This window comes from Roseococcus sp. SDR, from assembly GCF_019083995.1.
Lineage (GTDB): Bacteria > Pseudomonadota > Alphaproteobacteria > Acetobacterales > Acetobacteraceae > Roseococcus.
Genome location: NZ_JAHRCU010000028.1, coordinates 23,702 through 42,156 on the forward strand (window position 1 = coordinate 23,702; position 18,455 = coordinate 42,156).

The window sequence follows — 18,455 nt, forward strand, 5'->3', positions numbered from 1 at the left end:
GGTGGTGCTGGGCTCAGCCCCAGCCCTTGGCGCGCTTCCACTCGGCCTCGAGGCGCAGGATCATCGCCCAGTCGGCCTTCTGCATGTTCTCGACGAAGGGGTCCTGGCTGACCGTGGTGCCCCAGCCGATCGCATAGCCCACCAGCGTCTGGTCCTCGGCGCGCATGGTGACAGAGCCTTCGGCACCGAAGGGGCTCTCGATCGTCATGCCCTTCAGCTTGGCCGCGACGGCGCGCGGATCGGTGCCGCCCACCTGCCGGAGTGCCGTCGTCAGCAGGCGTACGCCCGTTGCCGCCTGCCAGGACCAGTTGGTCGGGAAGACGTTGAAGCGGCGGTTGTACTCATTGGCGAAAGCGAGGTTGCCTGGCACGTCGGGGAAGTTCTTCAGGTAGCGGTTGCCCGAATGCACGCCGCGCGGCAGGTTCCGCACCTGCTGCAGCGTCGTGTAATCGGCCATGTTCACCGCGAAGAACTGCGACTGCGCGAAGAGGCCGAAGATCGAGGCCTGCTCGACGAAGGTCACGAGGTCACCTGCCCAGAGGCAGGAATAGATGGCCTGCGGGCGGCCCTGGCTGAGGCGCGTGATGTTCTCGGTGTAGTCGGGCTGGAAGAGGCGCGGCCAGGTCTCGCCCGTCACCTGGATGTCGCTGTTGAAGCTGCGGGCGAATTCCACGAACTCGGCCGTGGTGTCGCGGCCATAGGCATAGTCGGGCGAGATGGTCATCCAGCGGCGCAGGTTCCGCTGCCGCGCGACCTGCGCGGCGTAGTGGCCGCCCGCGATGGAGTCATGCACGCCCTGGCGGGCCACGCGGAACGCGTTCCAGAAGCGCTGGCGTGGATCGGCGGTCAGCGAGGAGGTCTCGGAATTGATGTGCAGCGTGACGGTCCCCGTCTCGCGCACCACTTCATGCACGGCGAAGCCACCACCCGAGGCCTCGGCGTCCAGCAGGAATTCGCAGCCTTCGCTGGTGATCATCTCGCGCGCCAGGCGCGCGGCTTCGGCGGGCGTGCCGCGGCTGTCGCGCACGACCAGCTCGATCGGCCGCCCATCCAGGCCGCCTGCGGCGTTGAAGGCGTCCACCTCGATCTGCATCGCATTGCGGGAGGAGATGCCGAGCTGCGCCACGCGGCCCGAGAGGATGGTGGGTACGCCCACCTTGATGGGCTGCCGCGGCTGGGTGAAGCCGAGGCGCGGAAAGCCGGTGATGGCGGCGGTTGCGCCCGCCGCGCCCAAAAGCCCACGTCGGCGGAGGCCCGCCTTGGTGCTGTCACTCATGCTCGTCTCTTCCCTCTCGTTCGCGGCGTGCCGCGTTGATTTTTTGGGCCGCGCTGTCGCGTCGGTTCATGCCTTGGACGTCGAAACGCTAGGCGGGCGTTCGGCGTGATGTCAATTCGCGCGCGACGCTTTGCATGCCGGGCGAAAGCCCTGTTTACTTCCCCGTCTCCGCATCGCGGGAAAGGCCATCGCATGGATTTCGCCCTGTTCAACCTGATGTCCCTCAACCACGCGGAGGAGACGCCCGGGCAGGTGATGGCGCTGACGACCGAGGCGGTACAGATGGCCGAGGCGCTGGGCTTCGATTCCACCTGGTTCGCCGAGCACCACTTCACCAGCGCCTCGGTCTGCGCATCGCCGCTCATGATGACGGCGCATTGTGCGGCGCTGACCAGGCGCATCCGCCTGGGGCCTGCCGTGGTGGTGCTGCCGCTGCACCACCCCCTGCGTGTGGTGCAGGAAGTGGGCATGCTGCAGGTGCTGACCGGCGGGCGGCTCAACCTCGGCATCGGCACGGGGCATCAGCCCCATGAATTTCGCAGCTTCGGCGTGGATCTCTCGGCGCGGACGGAAATCCTGACTGAGGGGTGGGATATCCTGGAGCAGGGGCTCGCCACCGGCATCGTGGATCATGCCGGCACGCATTACCGGATTCCCGAGACGCCGATCTGCATCCCGGGCGCGATGCCACCGCTCTACCTCGCCGGCGGCAGTCCGGAATTGCTGGCCCGGGCCGCGCGTTGCGGGGCGACCCCGCTGATCAGCCAAGGCCTGCGCGAGGCCGAGGCCGCGCTTCCGCTGAAGGCGAAGGCGGAGGCCGGCTATCGCGCGGGCGGCTTCACGGGGCGCGACATCCCGCTCGGCATCCAACGCTATGTCTTTGTCACCGAGGATGCGGCGGAGCAGCGGCAGGCGGCGGAGGGGTTGCTCAAGCTCGCGCGCGCCACGCTTTCGCTGCGCGACGACGTGCCCCCGCGCGACGGCGTGATGATGCGCTCCGTCCCCTATGAGGGCGAGCCCAGCGTGGAATGGCTGCTGGAGCGCGCCCCGATCGGCCCCGCGGAGAAGGTGGCGCGCATCCTGGCGCATGACATGCGCGTGCTGCGGCCGTCGCATATGAGCCTCTACATGGGCTTCTCTGGCCTGCCGCAGGGCAGCGTGCTGGCGGCGCTGGAGCGGCTGGGGCGCGATGTGCTGCCGCAGCTGCGTCAGCGCGAGGCGCTGGCGCTGGCGTCCTGAAGCCTACTCCACCCGCGCGCCCACGCGCTCGACGATCGCGCGCCAGCTGACCAGATCCCGTGCGAGGCGGGCGCTGGTCGCCGCGCCATCGGCAACCGCGGGGGTGAAGCCCATGGCGATCACGCGTTCCTCGATCTCGGGCTCGCGCGCCACGCGGGTGAAGACCTCGGAGAGGCGGCGGACGATGGGGGCCGGCGTGCGGGCGGGCACCAGCAGGCTGTACCAGGTGGTGCTGTCGAAGCCCGGCAGGTCACAGGCTTCGGCGATGGTGGGGATCTCGGGCACCGCCGGCACGCGGGTCGCGGAGGTGACGCCCAGCAGGCGCACGCGGCCCTGGCGATAGGCCTCGATCACCGGGCCGGTCTGGTAGAAGAAGAGGTCCACATCGCCCTGGTAAAGCGCCGTGATGGCAAAGGGTCCGCCGCGATAGGGCACGTGCACGAGATCAAGCCCGAAGGCGACCGCGAATTGCGCGGCGGCGAGATGCGTCGAGGCGCCGATGCCGGTGCTGGCATAGTTCATCCGGCCGGGTGCGGCCCGCGCGGCGCGGATCACGGCGTGGCAATCGGTGAATTGCGGCCGGCGCTCGGGGCTCACGGTGAGGAAGTTCGGCGCCTCGAAGGTGGTGAGCAGCGGGATGAAGTCGGCCTGCGTGTCCACCGGCATGCGCGGGAAGACCGAGGGGCTGATGGAAAGCATGGCGGAAGTGGCGATCAGCACCGTATGGCCATCGGGCGCGGCGCGGGCCGCGTATTCCATGCCGATATTGCCCGAGGCGCCGGCGCGGATGTCGATCACCACCGGCACGCCCAGTTCCTGCTGCACGCGGGCCTGGATGAGGCGCCCATAGATGTCCGGCGCGGTGCCGGCGGGAAAGCCGGTGACGAGCATGAGCGGGCGTCCCGGCTGCGGGAATTCTTGCGCGTTGGATGTCGCGCCGAAGCCCAGCAGGGCGGCTGCGGCCAAGAGCATTCTGCGAAGCCCAAGTGTCATCGGGGTCATTCCCTTCCAGATGAGGACCGTGCCGGCGCCATTTGGACGGAGTGTGGGATGAATGCGCTGCCGCTTTCAAGCGCCGCCGCGCTTTGACGCTGCGCGCTGCGGCGCGATAGCCTTGCCCACACCATCAGAAGGATGTGACGGCATGATGCAGCCCCGGAGCCTCGCCCGATGAGCCGCAGCCTGATCCGCGGGCGCCACGTCATCTGCCGCGCGCTGGACCGTGACCGCGTTGAGGTCATCGAGAATGGCGCCGTCCTGCAGGAGGATGGCGTGATCCTCGAGATCGGGCCCTATGAGGATCTCGCGCGGCGGCACCAGGTGGATGAGGTGCTGGGCTCCGAGAATCATGTGGTGATTCCGGGCTTCGTGAACGCGCATCACCATGTGGGCCTGACGCCGCTGCAACTGGGCTCGCCCGACATGCCGCTGGAGCTTTGGTTCGGCACACGGCTCGCGGCCCGCAGCGTGGATCTGAGGCTCGACACCCTCTACTCGGCCTTCGAGATGGTCGAGAGCGGCATCACCACGGTGCAGCATCTGCAAGGCCGCCTCCCTGTGCCGCTGTCCAACATGATCGCGGGTGCGACGCAGACGCTGCGCGCCTACCAGGATCTTGGCATGCGCGTCTCCTACGCGCATGGCATCCGCGACCAGAACCTGCTGGTCTATGAGGCCGATCAGCAGTTCCTGGCGCGCCTTCCGGCGGATCTGGCGCGCGACCTGGCGCCCATGCTGGCGCGGCAATTGGCGCCGCTCGATGATCACTTCGCGCTCTTCGACGAGCTGCGTTCCCGTTTCGCTGACGACGGGCGCATCGCGATCCAGCTGGCACCCGCCAACCTCCACTGGTGCAGCGATGCGGCGCTGGAGCGCGTGCGCGAGGCCTGTGAGCGCACCGGCGTGCCGCACCACATCCATCTGCTGGAGACGCAGTACCAGAAGGCCTATGCCCACAAGCGCGCGGGCGTCGGCGCGCTGGAGCAGCTTGATCGCGCCGGCCTGCTGGGCCCGCATTGCACGCTGGGCCATGGCGTCTGGCTCACGGAGGCGGAGGTGGAGCGCGTGGCGGAGACGGGCACGCGCATCTGCCACAACTGCTCCTCCAACCTCCGGCTGCGCAGCGGTGTGGCTTCGCTGAATCATTGGGAAAAGCGCGGCGTGCGCGTCGCCATCGGCATTGACGAGGCTGGGCTGAACGATGACCGCGACATGCTGGTCGAGATGCGCATGGTGCTGCGCCAGCACCGCGTGCCGGGGATGAACGAGGCCGATGTGCCGACCCCCGCGCAGGTGTTCCGCATGGCAACGGAGCATGGCGCGGCCACCACCGGCTTCGGCGAGAAGATCGGGCGCCTGGTGCCGGGGGCGGCGGCGGATCTCGTGCTGCTCGACTGGCGGCAGGTGGCCTTCCCCTTCCTGGACGAGGACACGGATGTGCTCTCGGCCGTGGTGCAGCGGGCCAAGACCGGTGGCGTGGAATCCGTGATGGTCGCGGGCGAGGTGATCTACCGCGACCGCAAGTTCACCCGTGTGGACAAGGAGGCGGCGCTGGCGGCGCTCGCCGATCTTCTCAAGCGCCCGCGCACGGAGGAAGAGGAGCGGCGGCGCCTGATCTCGCGCCGCGTGCTGCCCTTCATGCGCGACTTCTATGCGGACTACCTGCCGAAGGCGGAGCCGGCGCCCTTCTACGTGACCAGTTCGCGGCGCTGAGGCGCGTCAGCTCACGCTGATGCCCGCGCTGCGCACCACCTCTCGCCAGCGGGCGAGGTCGGCGTTGATGGTGCGCGAGAGGGTGGCGGAATCCGTCGCCTGCACGGTGAAGCCGGTGGCGGCGAGGCGCGCGGCGATCTCGGGGTTGCGCAGGGTGGAGCGCAGCGTCTCCTCCATGCGGGCCTGGAGTGGCGCGGGCAGGCCACGCGGCGCGACCAGGCCGTGCCAGCTTCCGGTGGTGTAGTCGGCCAGGCCCGCTTCCGCGAAGGTGGGCACATCGGGCAGCAGCGGGTGGCGCTCGGCGCTGCCCACCGCGATGGCGCGCAGCCGCCCGCCCTGCACATGCGGCACCACGGTCGCGATGTTCAGCAGCGAGAGCTGCAGGGTGCCGGCCAGGAGATCCGTCGCGGCCGCGCCGCCACCTGGATAGGGGATATGTGTCTGCTCGGTGCCGGTGCGCAGCTTGAACAGTTCCATTCCCAGATGCTCCGACGAGCCGATGCCGGAGGAGCCGTAGGAGGCGCGCGTCGGGTTCGCCTTCAGCCAGGCGATGAGCTCGGTGAGGTTCGTGGCGGGCACGCTGGGGTTCACCACGAGCAGGTTGGGCGCGCTGATGGCGAGCGTGAGCGCAGTCAGATCCTGCTCGGGGTCGAAGGGCGGGCGCGCGTTGAGGACGGGCGTGATGGTCATGAGGCCGCTCGCCGCGATGAAGATCGTGTGGCCATCGGCCGGCTGGCGCGTGACGTATTGCACGGCGACGACGCCGTTCGCGCCGGTGCGGTTCTCCACCAGCACGCTCTGGCCGATCGCGGCCTGGAGCGGGCCGGAAAGGGAGCGCGCCAGCAGGTCCGACGGGCCGCCCGGCACGAAGGGAACGACGATGGAGACGGGCCGTGCGGGCCATGCCGCTGCCGTGGTTTGCGCCACCGCGCCGCCGGATGCGGCAAGGCCGGTGAGGATTGGAGCGGCGAGGGCGCGGCGGGTGATGCGCAAGGCTTTGGATCTCCGGCGGGCGGCGCCCCGGTGGCGCCGCGATGCGGGGCATGGCATGCAAGCGATATGCCGAGGGGTGACGCATGACCGGCGCGAAGATCCGCAATCTTGCCCTGCTGACGGGTGCGATCATGCTCGCCCCCGCGATCTGGTTCGCGGGCACGGCGGCGGTGCCGGCGCTGCTGCGCGATGGCGCCGTGACGCGCAGCGAGGCGGGCTGGCTGATCGCGGCGGTGCAGCTGGGTTTTGTGGCGGGGACGATCACCTCCGCGCTGCTGTCCCTCGCCGATCGCTGGCCGTCGCGGGCGCTGTTCTTCGGCGCGGCAAGTGTGGCGGGGCTGGGCACCATCGCGCAGGCCTTCATCGAGCCCGCGGGCCTCGGCGCCTATGCGCTGCGCTTCGTGGCCGGCGCGGCGATGGCGGGCGTCTACCCGGTCGCGATGAAGCTGGCCTCGGGCTGGGCGCGCGCGGGATCGTCCGAGGCCGACAGGCCGAAGGGCGTGAATCCCGCGCGGCGGCAGCATGGCGATCTGGGCTTGCTGATCGGCATCGTCGTCGGCGCGCTCACCATCGGCTCGGCCGCGCCGCATGCGCTGCCGGGCGTGCTGGGCTCCGTGGATTGGCGGCACATCTATCTGGCGGCGGGCGCGCTGGCGTTGGTCGGTGGCGCCTTGATCCTGCCGTTCCGCGAGGGGCCGCACACGGCGAAGCGCCCGCCCTTCAACCCGCGCGCCGTGCTGCTGGCCTGGCGCGACCCGCGGCTGCGCCTCGCCAATGCGGGGTATCTCGGCCACATGTGGGAGCTCTACGCCGTCTGGGCCTGGGTCGGGCTGTTCCTGGCGCAGCAGGGGGTGGGTGGCGATGCGGGCATCCTCACCGCACTGGTGGTGGGCTCGGGCGCCATCGGCTGCGTCGGGCTCGGACTGCTGGCGGATCGCTTCAACCGCGCGCGGATGGCGGCGATGGCGATGTTCGTCTCCGGCGCCTGCGCGCTGCTCATTGGCGGCACGGCGGGCTGGGCGCTGCCTCTGACGCTGGTGCTGGCCGCCATCTGGGGCGTTTCGGTCGTGGCGGATTCCGCGCAGTTCAGCGCCTGCACCTCGCTCTGCGCGCCGCCCGAACTGGTCGGCACCATGCTGACGGTGCAGACCTGCGCGGGCTTCCTGCTGACGGTGCCCGCCATCCAGCTCATGGCCTGGGCGGTGCCGGCCCTGGGCTGGGCGGGGGCCTTCGCCATCCTCGGCATCGGGCCGCTGCTCGGCGCGGTCGCGATGCTGAGGCTGGCGCCGCTGCTGCCTCAGCCTTCCCCCAGATAGGCTGTCGCGTCGATCTCGACGAGGCAGTCTGGCGAGCCGAGGCCGCTCACGATGCAGGAGACGCGGTGCGGCGGGTCCTCGGCGAAATTGGCGAAGTAGACCTCGTTCATCGGCGCCCAGTTTTCGCGATCCGTCACGTAGACGGTGCATTTCACCACATCCTTCAGCGTGCCGCCGGCGGCCTCGATCAGGGCGCGGATATTGTCGATGGTCTGCTGCGTCTGGGCGCGCACATCGCCGATGGCGAAGCGGCCCTCGCGGTCGCGCCCGGTGGAGCAGGCGAAGACGAAGCCGCCCGCCTTGCTCGCTTGCGCAAAGGGCAGCGCGGGCTTGAAGACCTTGTCGGTGGAGATGGCGGTTTTCGGCATGGGGCCTCCCTTGGGCTTTGACGATGCCGGACCAGTGTGGGAGCGTTTTGTCCTTGCTGCCAGGAGGCTTGGCCATGCTCACCGTGACGCGCCGCGCTGCCCTTCTCACCCCGCTCGCCACGCCTGCCTTCGCCCAGATCATCAACCGTCCCATGCGCTGGGTGGTGCCCTTCCCGCCGGGCGGTGCGGCCGATGCCATCGCGCGGATCTGGGCGGAGGCGGTGAGCAGCCGCACCGGCCAGGCCATCGTGGTGGACAATCGCGGGGGCGCGAATGGCTTGCTTGGCGTGCAGGCGGTGCTGCAGGCGCCGCCGGATGGCAGCACGCTGGGCGTGCTCAGCATTCCCTTCTTCACCGCCCTGCCGATGATGATGGCGAACCCGCCCTATGACCCGGCGCGGGACCTGGTGCCGATCATCCGGCTCGTCACCTCCACGGTGCTGTGCTGTGTCACGGCCGAGCGCGCGCGGGAGCGGGGCTGGACGGATTTCCGGGCGCTGATCAACGCGGCCAAGCGGCCTGGCGCGCGGGTGGTGAAGGGCTCGGCGGGAAATGGCTCCGCGGCGCATCTGCTGATCGCGACCATCGCGACGCGCTCGGGGGCCCATATCGAGCATGTGGCGTATCGCGGGGGGGCGCCGGCGCTGACCGATCTGCTGGGCGGGCAGATCGACATGGTGTTCGACTTCATGCCGGCCTTGATGCCGCATGTGGCCTCGGGGCGGCTGGTGCCGCTGGCGGTGGGGAGCAACGCGCGCAGCCCCTTGCTGCCGGAGGTGCCGGGGTTGGGCGAGTTCGCCGATCTGAATTTGGGTGACCTCGACATGCAGTCCTGGAACGCATTGACGGCGCCGCGGGGCACGCCGCCCGAGGTGCAGCGTGCGATTGCGGAGGGCGTGCTGTGGAGTGCGGATGCGCCGGGCCTCGCGGATCGGCTCCGGGCGAGTGGCTTGGTGCTGGCGACCAGCGCCGGCCCGGGGGAGACGGCGGCTTTGATCGCGGCGGATGCGCCGCGCTGGGCCGAAATGGTGCGCCTCTCCGGCGCGCGGATCGAGTAGCCGGGGTCTGGGGCACCATTCTTTAGACCGGGCGGCCCCAGCCGCCGGAGGCCCTTTTGTTATCCGGCATTCTGCGGGGTGATCCCCGCCGCCCGTGCCGCCGCCCCCCATTTCTCCATCTCGGCCTGCACGAAGTCGCGGCTCTGCTCCGGCGTGGTGGTGACCACCTCCGCGCCCAGGGTCTGGTGGCGCGCGAGCACATCCGGCTTGCGGAGGGCCGCGTGGATCTCGGCGGTGAGGCGCGCCGCCACCGGCGCGGGCAGGCCGGCCGGGCCGAAGATCATGCCCCAGGTGGAGGCTTCGAATCCCGGCAGGAACTCGCTCATGGTCGGCACATTGGGGAGTTGGGGCGCGCGGGTGGCGCCGGTGGTGGCGAAGGCCTTGAGCGCGCCGCCCTGGATGTGCGGCAGGGCCGCGGGCACCGTGTCGAACATGATGTTCACCCGCCCGGCGATGAGGTCGGGATGGGCGTGGGTGCTGCCGCGATAGGGCACGTAGGTGAGCTCGATTCCCGTCCGCTGGGCGAAGAGGACGGGGGCCAGGCGCACCACGCCCGCCGAGCCCGCGAAGGTGATCCGCCCGGGCGGGAGGGATTTCGCATGCGCCACCAGCTCGGCCGGCGTACTGGCCGGGAAGCTGGGCGCGGCGCAGAGCACGAGCGGCGTGCGGGTGCTCATGCTGAGGAAGGTGAAGTCCCGCACCGTGTCGAAGGGCAGGCGGTAGAGCGCCGGGTTGACCGCGTGGCCGACCGAGGTGAGGCCCAGCATGTGCCCGTCCGGCGGGGATTTCGCCACGGCATCGGTGCCGATGATCCCATCGGCACCCGGCCGAATCTCCACCGTGACCGGCTGGCCCAGGGCGGCGGACATGGGCTCGGCGATCAGCCGCGCGGTAATGTCGGAGACGCCGCCCGGCGAATAGGGGACGACGACGCGGATCGGCCGGTTGGGGAAGGCCTGGGCGCGGGAATGGGCGGCCAGGAGCAGTGCGGGGGCGGCCAGCAGGCCGGCGCGGCGCGGGATGAGCATGGGCATGGGGGACCTCCTCCGGCGGGGTTGCTCCCCGCTCCAGGGGTGATCCTGGGATATTCCGGGGGCGGGTGGAAGCGAAACCCGGCACCGCGCTTTGACTTATGGGGCTTTGGCCCTATCTCCCCCCGCATGACCGAAACGCCGCTGAACCTGATCCGCAACTTCTCCATCGTCGCCCATATCGACCACGGGAAATCCACCCTGGCCGACCGGCTGATCCAGTCCACCGGGACGGTGGCCGCGCGCGACATGAAGGAGCAGATGCTCGACAGCATGGACATCGAGCGGGAGCGCGGCATCACCATCAAGGCGCAGACCGTCCGCATCCGGTACCAGGCGAAGGACGGGCAGATCTACACGCTGAACCTGATGGACACGCCGGGCCATGTGGACTTCGCCTATGAGGTGAGCCGGTCGCTGGCGGCCTGCGAGGGGTCGCTCCTGGTGGTGGATGCCTCGCAGGGTGTGGAGGCGCAGACACTGGCCAATGTGTACCAGGCGCTGGATGCGAACCACGAGATCGTGCCGGTCCTGAACAAGATCGACCTGCCGGCCGCCGAGCCGGACCGGGTGAAGCAGCAGATCGAGGATGTGATCGGGCTGGACGCCGAGGATGCGGTGATGATCTCGGCCAAGACCGGGCTCAACATCGAGGGCGTGCTGGAAGCCATCGTGACGCGCCTGCCGGCGCCGACGGGGAATGCGGATGCGCCGACCAAGGCGCTGCTGGTGGATAGCTGGTATGACAGCTACCTCGGCGTGGTGGTGCTGGTGCGGGTGAAGGATGGCCACCTGCGCAAGGGCCAGAAGATCCGCATGATGTCCAATGGCGCCACGCACACCGTGGACCAGGTGGGCTATTTCACGCCGAAGATGGTGCCCTGCGAGAGCCTCGGGCCGGGTGAGATGGGCTTCCTGACGGCGGCCGTGAAGTCGGTGGCCGACACCAATGTGGGCGACACCATCACCGATGACCGGACGCCCGCGGCTGAGCCGCTGCCGGGCTTCAAGCCGAGCATCCCGGTGGTGTGGTGCGGGCTTTACCCCATTGATGCCGATGATTTCGACAAGCTGCGCGACGCGCTGGGCAAGCTGCGCCTGAATGACAGCAGCTTCCATTTCGAGCAGGAGACCTCGCTCGCGCTGGGATTGGGCTATCGCTGCGGCTTCCTGGGGCTGCTGCATCTCGAGATCGTGCAGGAGCGGCTCTCGCGCGAGTTCGATCTGAACCTGATCGCGACCGCGCCTTCGGTGGTCTACAAGCTGCGCAAGAAGGACGGCACGATCGAGGATCTGCACAACCCGGCCGACATGCCCGACCCCATGTCCATCGAGGGCATCGAGGAGCCCTGGATCAAGGCCACGATCATGGTGCCGGACGAGCATCTGGGCTCCATCCTGACGCTCTGCAACGAGCGGCGCGGGCAGCAGGTGGAGCTGACCTATGTCGGCACGCGCGCCATGGCGGTGTATCGCCTGCCGCTGAACGAGGTGGTGTTCGACTTCTATGACCGGCTGAAGAGCGTCTCTCGCGGCTATGCCAGCTTCGACTACCAGATGGATGGTTATGCCGAGAGCGACCTGGTGAAGATCAGCATCCTCGTGAACAACGAGCCGGTGGATGCGCTGGCCTTCATGGCGCACCGCACGGCGGCCGATAAGCGCGGGCGTTCGATCTGCGAGAAGCTGAAGGAGCTGATCCCCCGTCAGCTCTTCAAGATCCCCATCCAGGCGGCGATCGGCGGGCGCGTGATCGCGCGCGAGACCATCTCCGCCATGTCGAAGGATGTGACCGCCAAGTGCTATGGCGGCGACATCAGCCGCAAGCGCAAGCTTCTGGACAAGCAGAAGGAAGGCAAGAAGCGCATGCGGCAATTCGGCAAGGTGGAGATCCCGCAGAGCGCCTTCATCGCCGCGCTCAAGATGGATAGCTGATCAGCGCGCGAAGAGGCCGCGAAACCAGGCCCGGATCAACGACCAGAGGCCCGGCCGCGCGGCCGGCGCCTCGCCGCGCGCGGCGCGTTCCAGATTGCGCGCGAAATCGCCGGCCAGTGCGGCCACCATGCCGCGCAGCAGGGCCGGGCGCGAGAATTGCGCGAGCGGGCCGGTGAGGCGCCAGCCGAGTTCCACCTGGAGCGTGGTGCCGGCGCCGTCGGGCGTGAGGTGCCATTCCACCTCGCCCTCCGCGCCATTCGCGCCGTCACGCCCCTGGCCGCGCAGGCGGCCGGTGCGGGAGCCAGCGTCGAGCGTCAGCGTGCCGGCGCCGGCGAAGCGGGCGGAGAAGGGGCCGAGGATGACGGAGAACTCGCCCTCCACCGCCTCGCCCTCATGGCGCAGCAGCGTCATGCCCGGCACGCAGGCGGCGATGCGCGCGGGGTCGGAGAGGATGGCCCAGGCGGCGTCGGGCGAGAGCGCCAGCGTTTCGCTGTGGGTCAGGCGGTTGGGGAGGTCGGCGGAAGCCGTGGCCGCGGGCGCGGCGAGCGGCGCGGGCGGCGGCGTCAGCGGCACCTCGCGCTTCGGCAGCGGCGCTGCGGCTGGGCGTGTGGCGGCGACCTCGGCGATGGCGCGGACGATGCCGCGATAGCCGGTGCAGCGGCAGAGATTGCCGGCGAGTTCGTCGCGGATGCGGTCCTCATCCACCGCGCCGAGGCGTGTGACGATGTCGCGCGCGGTCATCATCATGCCCGGCGTGCAATAGCCGCATTGCAGGGCGTGGTGCTTGCTGAAGGCGGCGCGGAGGGCCTCGGCCACCGGGTCCTCGTCCAGGCCCTCGATGGTGGTGACCTCCATGCCCGCGGCTTCATGCGCGTAGAGCAGGCAGGAGCGGGTGGGGACGCCGTTCACCATCACGGTGCAGGCGCCGCAGACGCCCTGCTCGCAGCCGAGATGCGTGCCGGTGAGGCCGCAATGCTCGCGCAGCACATCGGCCAGGTGGGTGCGGGCGGGGGCTTCGACGCGGCGCGCCTCGCCGTTCACGGTGATCTCAATCATGCGGCTTCCGATGCGCGGAGATCTGATGCCGGGTCTCTCCGGCTGCTGGGGCCCCATCATCCATAAAGGGGGCCCCCAGACCACATTCCTTGGCGCTGACCTTGCAATGCTGCGCGGTATTGGGGTCTGGGGCCTTTCGGCCCCAGCCGCCGGAGGCGCTTTTTGCAACCGCGGCCAAGCTCAGGATTCCATCATCGCGATGGCGCGCTGCACGGCGATGCCGGCGAGGCGTTGGGCGGCGGCGTCGAGATGCGGCAGGCGGGTGGGGATGTCGTCCAGCTTCTCCAGCAGCACGGGCGGGCCTTCCACGGCGCCGGCCAGCAGGCGGCGGGGCGTCTCGATGGCGATGCCGATGGCCTTGGCGAATTCGCCGATCTTGCGGTTGATCTTGCAATAGCCCCAGCGCGCGCCGGGCGGCAGGCGCGGGACCTCGACGGCGAGGATGATCTCGCCCGGCGTCAGCGCCGTGGTGAAGGGTGCGAGGATGAAGCCCTCGGCCGGGATGCGGCGGCTTGTGCTGGTGATGATGGTGGCGCCCAAGGCCGCCATCACGCTCGGCCAATCGGCGGCGGGGTCGGCATGGGCCAGGCTGCCGCCCAGCGTGCCGCGGTTGCGCACCGCGCGATAGGCGATGCCATGCGCCACATGGGGCATGAGGCCGTTGGTGGGGTCGGGGACGATGCCGTCCTCGATCTCGGCATGGGTGGTGGCGGCGCCGAAGCGGATGTGCTCCGCCGTCGCCATGACGCCGCGCAGGCCGGGCAGGCGCTTGATGTCCACCAGCGTGGTCGGGCGCACCAGGCGCAGGTTCATCATGGGCGAGAGGGATTGCCCGCCGGAGAGCGGCTTGGCGCCGGGTTGCGCGAGGAGCTTCAGCGCGTCGTTCAGTTCCGCTGGTGCGGTGTGTTCGAAGGCGGCGGGCTTCATGCGAGGGCGGCCAAGACACGCTCGGGTGTGGCGGGCAAATCCGTCACCTCGCGCCCCAGATGCGCGATGGCGTCGTTGATGGCGTTCACGATGGCCGCCGGCGGGCCGATGGCGCCGCTCTCGCCGATGCCCTTCTGGCCGAAGCGGCTGATGGGCGAGGGCGTCTCCATGTGCAGGATCTCGATATCGGGCACGTCCGAGGCGCCGGGGAGCATGTAGTCGGCCAGCGTGGAGGCGAGCGGCTGGCCGCCCGTGTCGTAGGGCATTTCCTCGAAGAGGGCGGTGCCGATGCCCTGCGCCGTGCCGCCCAGCACCTGGCCATCGGCGATGAGCGGGTTCAGCAGCACGCCGCCATCTTCGACGATGACGTAGCGGGTCAGTGTCACATGGCCGGTCGCGGCGTCCACCTCGGCCTCCACGGCGTGGCAGGCATAGCTGAAGGTGCCGGTGTCGCGCACCGTCTTGTGGCCGACCGTGCATTCCAGGCCCTGTGCCTGCATTGCCTCGGTCAGGTTCTGGGGCGCTCGGTGGAAGGTGCGGGCGATCTCGGCGACGGTGACGCTGGCCGCCCCTGCGCGGACGGCGCCGTCCGCGAAGACGGCGTCCTTGTCCTGCAGCAGGTGGGCGCCCATGGGGATGAGGCGGCGGCGCAGTTCCATGCAGGCTTCGGCCACGGCGCCGCCGGCCATGACGGCGCAGCGGCTGCCCCAGGTGCCGGTGGAATAGGGGGTCAGCGCCGTGTCGCCATGGATGAGCTGCACGCGATCCACCGGCACGCCCAGGATCTCATGCGCCACCTGGGCGAGGGTGGTTTCCATCCCCTGGCCATGGCTGTGCACGCCGACGCGCAGCTCGAGCCCGCCATCGGGGGTGAGGCGCGCCTGGCAGGGCTCGGCGCCGGGCACGAAGGGGATGCCCCAGCCGTGATAGACGCTGGTGCCGTGCGCGCCCTGCTCGCAGAAGACGGCGAAGCCCTGGCCGATCAGGCGGCCCTCTTCGCGGGCGGCCTTCTGGCGAGCGGCGAAGCCTGGCGCATCCACCGCCTCGGCGGCGCGGCGCAGCGCCTCGGGGTAGTCGCCGCTGTCGAAGATCTTCTTCGTCACGTTGAGGTAGGGCATCTGCTCGGGGCCGGGCAGGTTGCGCAGGCGGAGTTCCACCGGGCTGATGCCGGCGGCGCGCGCCACGGCGTCCAGCGTGGTTTCCAGCGCGTAGCAGACGCCGGTCCGCGCCACGCCGCGATAGGGCAGGATGGGCGGCTTGTTGGTGGCCACACTCCAGGTCTTGCAGCGATAGCGCGGCACGACATAGGGGCCGGGCAGGATGGAGCCGATCTGCGCCGCCTCCAGGCAGGCCGAGAAGGGATAGGCCGAGTAGGCGCCGCTATCCACATGCGCCTCGCAGTCCAGCGCCAGGATGGTGCCGTCGCGATCGGCATGGACGGTGATGTCGTAATGGTGCTCGCGGCAATTGGCCTGGGCCGAGAGGCCCTCGCGCCGGTCCTCGATCCAGCGGAGCGGCGTGCCGCCCAGCTTGCGGGCGAGCCAGCCGATGGCGACCTCCTCCTGCAGCAGGATGCCCTTGTAGCCGAAGCCGCCGCCGACATCGGGGCTGATGATGCGCACCGCGGATTCCGGCAGGCCCAGGCATTCGGCGAGGCCCGTCTTCGTCACATGCACCATCTGCGAGGAGGTGTGCATTTCGAGCTGGTTGAGGCGCGAATCCCAGCGGGCGACGACGCCGCGGCCTTCGAGGGGCGCCATGTGCTGGCGCGCGGTGCGCAGGCGGCGGCGGATGATGATGGGGGCCTGCACATCGCTGATGTCGTCATCCACCAGGGCCTGGAGCACGACATTGTCGGGCCAGCCTTCGTGGATGGGTGGGCCGGCGCGGTGGGCCAGCATGTCCGTGGCGGCGGGGAGTTCCTCGATGTCGAGGGTGATGGCGTCCAGGATGTCCTCGGCCTCGGCGCGAGAGCCGGCGACCACCATGGCGATGGGCTCGCCCACCTGTCGCACACGTGTTTGCGCGAGGGGCCATTGGTCGGTGCGGCGGAAGCCTGGCAGGGCGGAGGGCGCGCGGATGGGCAGCACGCCCGTGAGATCGGCCATGGTGAAGACCATGGCGCCCTGTGGCGCGCGTACGGCGCGGATCAGTCCATGCGCGACCGGGCTGCGCAGGAAGGCAACCTCCCGCATGCCGGCGAGCTGGATATCCCCCACATACTTCCCGCGCCCCCGGAGGAACCGATCATCCTCCTTCCGGGTGATCGGTGCGCCAACGCCCTGTTTCATGGTGCGGCGGGGTCCGGGGTCCGCCACGGACCCCGGCGGAGCGCGAGGCGGAGCCTCGCCTTCATGCTGCGATAGCTGCCGGCAAAATCGGCGCCGTCGCGTCGAACTTCACGCCGCCCTTGAGGCAGAAGGCCGGTTGCAGCAGGCGGTCGGCGATGACTTCCGTGCCTTCATTGTCCGCCATCTTGAAGCGGCCGCGCAGGTCGTCGAGGACGGAGACATCGGCGAGCGCGCCCACGCGCAGCGTGCCGATGCCGTCATCGAGGCGCAGCATGGCGGCGGGCCCGGTGGTGACCATGGGGACCACCTTCTCGAAGGGCACGCCGAGCGCGATCAGCTCGCTCATGGCGAGCGTGAGCGAGAAGCGCGCCTTGCCGGTGAAGGGATGGTCCTCCTCCGGGTCCGAATGGTTGGCGGGCGTGCCGGGCGGGGCCGGGATGCGCGTGTTGTAGCCATGCATGTCCGCACCCAGCGTGTCGGGCATGATGCCGGCGTCGAGGCTGATGCGCGCCATCTTGAAGGAGAAGTGGGAGCCATGGCCCACATCCACCTTGAGGCCGGCGTCCAGTGCGGCCTGCACCATGCCATGCACCTTGCCGGTGCGCCGGTCCACGAAGCCGCCGGGGTGGCGGGTGAAGGGGTGGGCCAGGATGTCGCCGGGGCGGAGAAGGGGGATGACCAGCGGCAGGATCTCGTCCGGGTCCACGCCGTTGTTGCCGGTCTCGGGCGTCGGCCAGAGCTGGCCGAAATGGCAATAGACGGGCAGGTCCGCCTCGCGGCCGATCTGCGCGGCCTTCTTCAGCACTTCCAGGCCGTAGCGCGCCATGTTGCCGATCTCGGCATGGGCCTTCACGCCCTTCACCACATCCGGGTTGGCGCGGGCGGCCTTCACGGTGGCGTCCACATCCACATGCTCGGGGCCGTAGAGCGTCGGGTAGTAATGGCCTTCCAGGCCGCCCACGACATAGGCGCTGATGAAGCTGAAGACGCGGGAATGCGCCGGCTTCACAATGAATTCGCGAAAGCCCGGGAAGGTCATGCAGGAGGCACCGCCCTGGTCCACCAGCGCGGTCACGCCGCTATGCACGCCCGCCATGTCGGCCGGCAGGCCGAAGCGGCCGGAGACATAGGTGTAGATATGCGCGTGGGTGTCGATCATGCCGGGGAGGACGATCTTGTCCTTCACGGAGATCACTTCGCGCGCGGAACTCGCCAGGATCTCGGGCTGGATGGCGGCGATGCGGCCGCCGGTCACGGCCACGTCCATGATGCCGTCGAGGCCGGAGGCCGGGCAGACCACGCGGCCGCCCTTGAGCAGGATGTCATGTTGCATGGTGTCTCTCCTCAACATTTCAGCCGGCGCGAGCATTGAGCCAGCCTTTGGTGGCCCGGCCAAGCGGAAAGCTTGGCCGGGCGGCACTCAATGTCCGTATTTGCGCAGGATCAGCTTCTCCAGCCCCGCCACCACGCCATAGAGCACGAGGCCCACGACGCAGAGCATGCCGATGGAGGCCAGGATCAGCGCCGTCTCCGCCTGGCTCGAGGCGAAGAGGATGAGGTAGCCGAGGCCCGCCTGGGCGGTGATGAATTCGCCCACGATGACGCCGATGATGGCGAAGGTGACGGCGATCTTCAGCCCCGAGAAGATATGCGGCAGCGCATAGGGGAAGCGCACCGAGAGGAACACCTGCCAGGAGCGCGCGGTGAGCGCCTTGCAGAGGCGCAGCATGTCGGGCGGCGTGGAGTTCAGGCCCGTCAGCGTCGCGATCACCACCGGGAAGAAGGCGATGAACATCGAGAAGGCGAGGCGCGAGGAGGAGCCGATGCCGAGCCAGACGATGAAGAGGGGGGCGAGCGCGATCTTGGGGATGAGCTGGAAGAAGATCACGTTCGGATAGAGCGCCGCATAGGCCCATTTGGAATAGGAGAGCAGCACGGCGAGGCCGATGCCGAGCACGGTGGCCAGCAGGAAGCCGATGGCGGCCTCGGTCCCGGTCGGCACCGCATGCTGCACCAGGAAGGGCCAGGCCGAGACGGTGCGGGCGTAGATGTCGAGCGGCGAGGGGAGGATGACCTTCGGCACCTGGTAGAAATCCACCAGGAATTCCCAGAGGCCGAGCACGGCGAGCGCGAAGGCGATGGGCAGCAGGATCTGCACGGCCGGGTGCTTCGCGAGGTCGCGCTTCTCGACGTTCAGGGCCGCCGGGGTCTCGGCGATGATCTGATTGCCACCATCCATCACGCCGCCTCCGA

15 protein-coding genes are annotated in these 18,455 nt (G+C 69.6%); 5 read left to right on the forward strand and 10 right to left on the reverse strand.

Annotated elements, in window-relative coordinates; genetic code table 11:
• Positions 1-13: 13 nt before the first annotated feature.
• Complete coding sequence (locus tag KTR66_RS22205) at positions 14-1,276, reverse strand: ABC transporter substrate-binding protein (protein WP_213616580.1); 1,263 nt, start codon at positions 1,274-1,276, stop codon at positions 14-16.
• A gap of 192 nt (positions 1,277-1,468) precedes the next feature.
• Between KTR66_RS22205 and KTR66_RS22210 the strand changes: the two genes are divergently transcribed.
• Positions 1,469-2,515, forward strand: a complete 1,047-nt coding sequence (locus KTR66_RS22210; protein WP_213616582.1) for an LLM class flavin-dependent oxidoreductase — start codon at positions 1,469-1,471, stop codon at positions 2,513-2,515.
• A 3-nt stretch (positions 2,516-2,518) separates the two neighbouring features.
• On the opposite strand, the gene KTR66_RS22215 is transcribed toward KTR66_RS22210, so the two are convergent.
• Positions 2,519-3,487 (reverse strand): tripartite tricarboxylate transporter substrate binding protein, encoded by a 969-nt coding sequence (locus KTR66_RS22215; RefSeq protein ID WP_213616584.1) that lies wholly within the window; start codon positions 3,485-3,487, stop codon positions 2,519-2,521.
• Positions 3,488-3,685: 198 nt separating this feature from the next.
• On the opposite strand from KTR66_RS22215, the gene KTR66_RS22220 reads away from it, so the two are divergent.
• On the forward strand, positions 3,686-5,227 hold the full coding sequence (locus KTR66_RS22220) for an amidohydrolase family protein (RefSeq protein WP_213616586.1): 1,542 nt from the start codon (positions 3,686-3,688) through the stop codon (positions 5,225-5,227).
• 6 nt (positions 5,228-5,233) lie between these two features.
• Here the strand turns inward: KTR66_RS22220 and KTR66_RS22225 are convergent, their stop codons facing one another.
• The gene (locus KTR66_RS22225) at positions 5,234-6,220 is read right to left on the reverse strand and encodes a tripartite tricarboxylate transporter substrate binding protein (protein WP_213616588.1); all 987 of its coding nucleotides are present in this window, start codon (positions 6,218-6,220) and stop codon (positions 5,234-5,236) included.
• Between the two features lie 83 nt (positions 6,221-6,303).
• Between KTR66_RS22225 and KTR66_RS22230 the strand changes: the two genes are divergently transcribed.
• On the forward strand, positions 6,304-7,536 hold the full coding sequence (locus KTR66_RS22230; protein WP_213616590.1) for an MFS transporter: 1,233 nt from the start codon (positions 6,304-6,306) through the stop codon (positions 7,534-7,536).
• Here KTR66_RS22230 and KTR66_RS22235 read toward each other — a convergent pair.
• Positions 7,518-7,904 carry a RidA family protein gene (locus tag KTR66_RS22235; protein ID WP_213616592.1) on the reverse strand — a complete coding sequence of 129 codons (387 nt, stop codon included), beginning with the start codon at positions 7,902-7,904 and terminating at the stop codon, positions 7,518-7,520. The two genes, KTR66_RS22230 and KTR66_RS22235, sit on opposite strands and share 19 nt — an antisense overlap.
• Before the next feature lie 74 nt (positions 7,905-7,978).
• On the opposite strand from KTR66_RS22235, the gene KTR66_RS22240 reads away from it, so the two are divergent.
• Entirely contained in the window at positions 7,979-8,962 is a 984-nt protein-coding gene (locus tag KTR66_RS22240) for a tripartite tricarboxylate transporter substrate binding protein (protein WP_213616594.1), read from the forward strand.
• Between the two features lie 59 nt (positions 8,963-9,021).
• On the opposite strand, the gene KTR66_RS22245 is transcribed toward KTR66_RS22240, so the two are convergent.
• Positions 9,022-9,996: a tripartite tricarboxylate transporter substrate binding protein gene (locus KTR66_RS22245; RefSeq protein WP_213616596.1), complete on the reverse strand. Its 975-nt coding sequence runs from the start codon at positions 9,994-9,996 to the stop codon at positions 9,022-9,024.
• Between the two features lie 126 nt (positions 9,997-10,122).
• Here KTR66_RS22245 and lepA point away from each other — a divergent pair, with 126 nt between their 5' ends.
• Positions 10,123-11,928 carry a translation elongation factor 4 gene (lepA, locus tag KTR66_RS22250; protein WP_213616598.1) on the forward strand — a complete coding sequence of 602 codons (1,806 nt, stop codon included), beginning with the start codon at positions 10,123-10,125 and terminating at the stop codon, positions 11,926-11,928.
• On the opposite strand, the gene KTR66_RS25355 is transcribed toward lepA, so the two are convergent.
• The 5 genes from KTR66_RS25355 to KTR66_RS22275 all read right to left on the reverse strand — a co-directional run bounded on the left by KTR66_RS25355 (position 11,929) and on the right by KTR66_RS22275 (position 18,441).
• Positions 11,929-12,984 (reverse strand): 2Fe-2S iron-sulfur cluster-binding protein, encoded by a 1,056-nt coding sequence (locus KTR66_RS25355; RefSeq protein WP_213616600.1) that lies wholly within the window; start codon positions 12,982-12,984, stop codon positions 11,929-11,931.
• Between the two features lie 180 nt (positions 12,985-13,164).
• Positions 13,165-13,911, reverse strand: coding sequence for a xanthine dehydrogenase family protein subunit M (locus KTR66_RS22260; RefSeq protein ID WP_213616602.1), 747 nt, complete (start codon positions 13,909-13,911; stop codon positions 13,165-13,167).
• Positions 13,908-16,202 carry a xanthine dehydrogenase family protein molybdopterin-binding subunit gene (locus KTR66_RS22265; protein ID WP_213616605.1) on the reverse strand — a complete coding sequence of 765 codons (2,295 nt, stop codon included), beginning with the start codon at positions 16,200-16,202 and terminating at the stop codon, positions 13,908-13,910. The genes KTR66_RS22260 and KTR66_RS22265 overlap by 4 nt, the downstream gene beginning before the upstream one ends.
• A 61-nt stretch (positions 16,203-16,263) precedes the next feature.
• On the reverse strand, positions 16,264-17,535 hold the full coding sequence (locus tag KTR66_RS22270) for an amidohydrolase/deacetylase family metallohydrolase (protein WP_213616607.1): 1,272 nt from the start codon (positions 17,533-17,535) through the stop codon (positions 16,264-16,266).
• 87 nt (positions 17,536-17,622) lie between these two features.
• Positions 17,623-18,441 carry an ABC transporter permease gene (locus KTR66_RS22275; RefSeq protein WP_213616609.1) on the reverse strand — a complete coding sequence of 273 codons (819 nt, stop codon included), beginning with the start codon at positions 18,439-18,441 and terminating at the stop codon, positions 17,623-17,625.
• Positions 18,442-18,455 lie beyond the last annotated feature (14 nt).

Coding starts and splice junctions, on each gene's coding strand:
- KTR66_RS22205 (WP_213616580.1), bottom strand. CDS start 1,276: ATGAGTGACAGCACCAAGGCGGGCCTCCGCCGACGTGGGCTTTTGGGC.
- KTR66_RS22210 (WP_213616582.1), top strand. CDS start 1,469: ATGGATTTCGCCCTGTTCAACCTGATGTCCCTCAACCACGCGGAGGAG.
- KTR66_RS22215 (WP_213616584.1), bottom strand. CDS start 3,487: ATGCTCTTGGCCGCAGCCGCCCTGCTGGGCTTCGGCGCGACATCCAAC.
- KTR66_RS22220 (WP_213616586.1), top strand. CDS start 3,686: ATGAGCCGCAGCCTGATCCGCGGGCGCCACGTCATCTGCCGCGCGCTG.
- KTR66_RS22230 (WP_213616590.1), top strand. CDS start 6,304: ATGACCGGCGCGAAGATCCGCAATCTTGCCCTGCTGACGGGTGCGATC.
- KTR66_RS22235 (WP_213616592.1), bottom strand. CDS start 7,904: ATGCCGAAAACCGCCATCTCCACCGACAAGGTCTTCAAGCCCGCGCTG.
- KTR66_RS22240 (WP_213616594.1), top strand. CDS start 7,979: ATGCTCACCGTGACGCGCCGCGCTGCCCTTCTCACCCCGCTCGCCACG.
- KTR66_RS22245 (WP_213616596.1), bottom strand. CDS start 9,996: ATGCCCATGCTCATCCCGCGCCGCGCCGGCCTGCTGGCCGCCCCCGCA.
- lepA (WP_213616598.1), top strand. CDS start 10,123: ATGACCGAAACGCCGCTGAACCTGATCCGCAACTTCTCCATCGTCGCC.
- KTR66_RS25355 (WP_213616600.1), bottom strand. CDS start 12,984: ATGATTGAGATCACCGTGAACGGCGAGGCGCGCCGCGTCGAAGCCCCC.
- KTR66_RS22260 (WP_213616602.1), bottom strand. CDS start 13,911: ATGAAGCCCGCCGCCTTCGAACACACCGCACCAGCGGAACTGAACGAC.
- KTR66_RS22265 (WP_213616605.1), bottom strand. CDS start 16,202: ATGAAACAGGGCGTTGGCGCACCGATCACCCGGAAGGAGGATGATCGG.
- KTR66_RS22270 (WP_213616607.1), bottom strand. CDS start 17,535: ATGCAACATGACATCCTGCTCAAGGGCGGCCGCGTGGTCTGCCCGGCC.
- KTR66_RS22275 (WP_213616609.1), bottom strand. CDS start 18,441: ATGGATGGTGGCAATCAGATCATCGCCGAGACCCCGGCGGCCCTGAAC.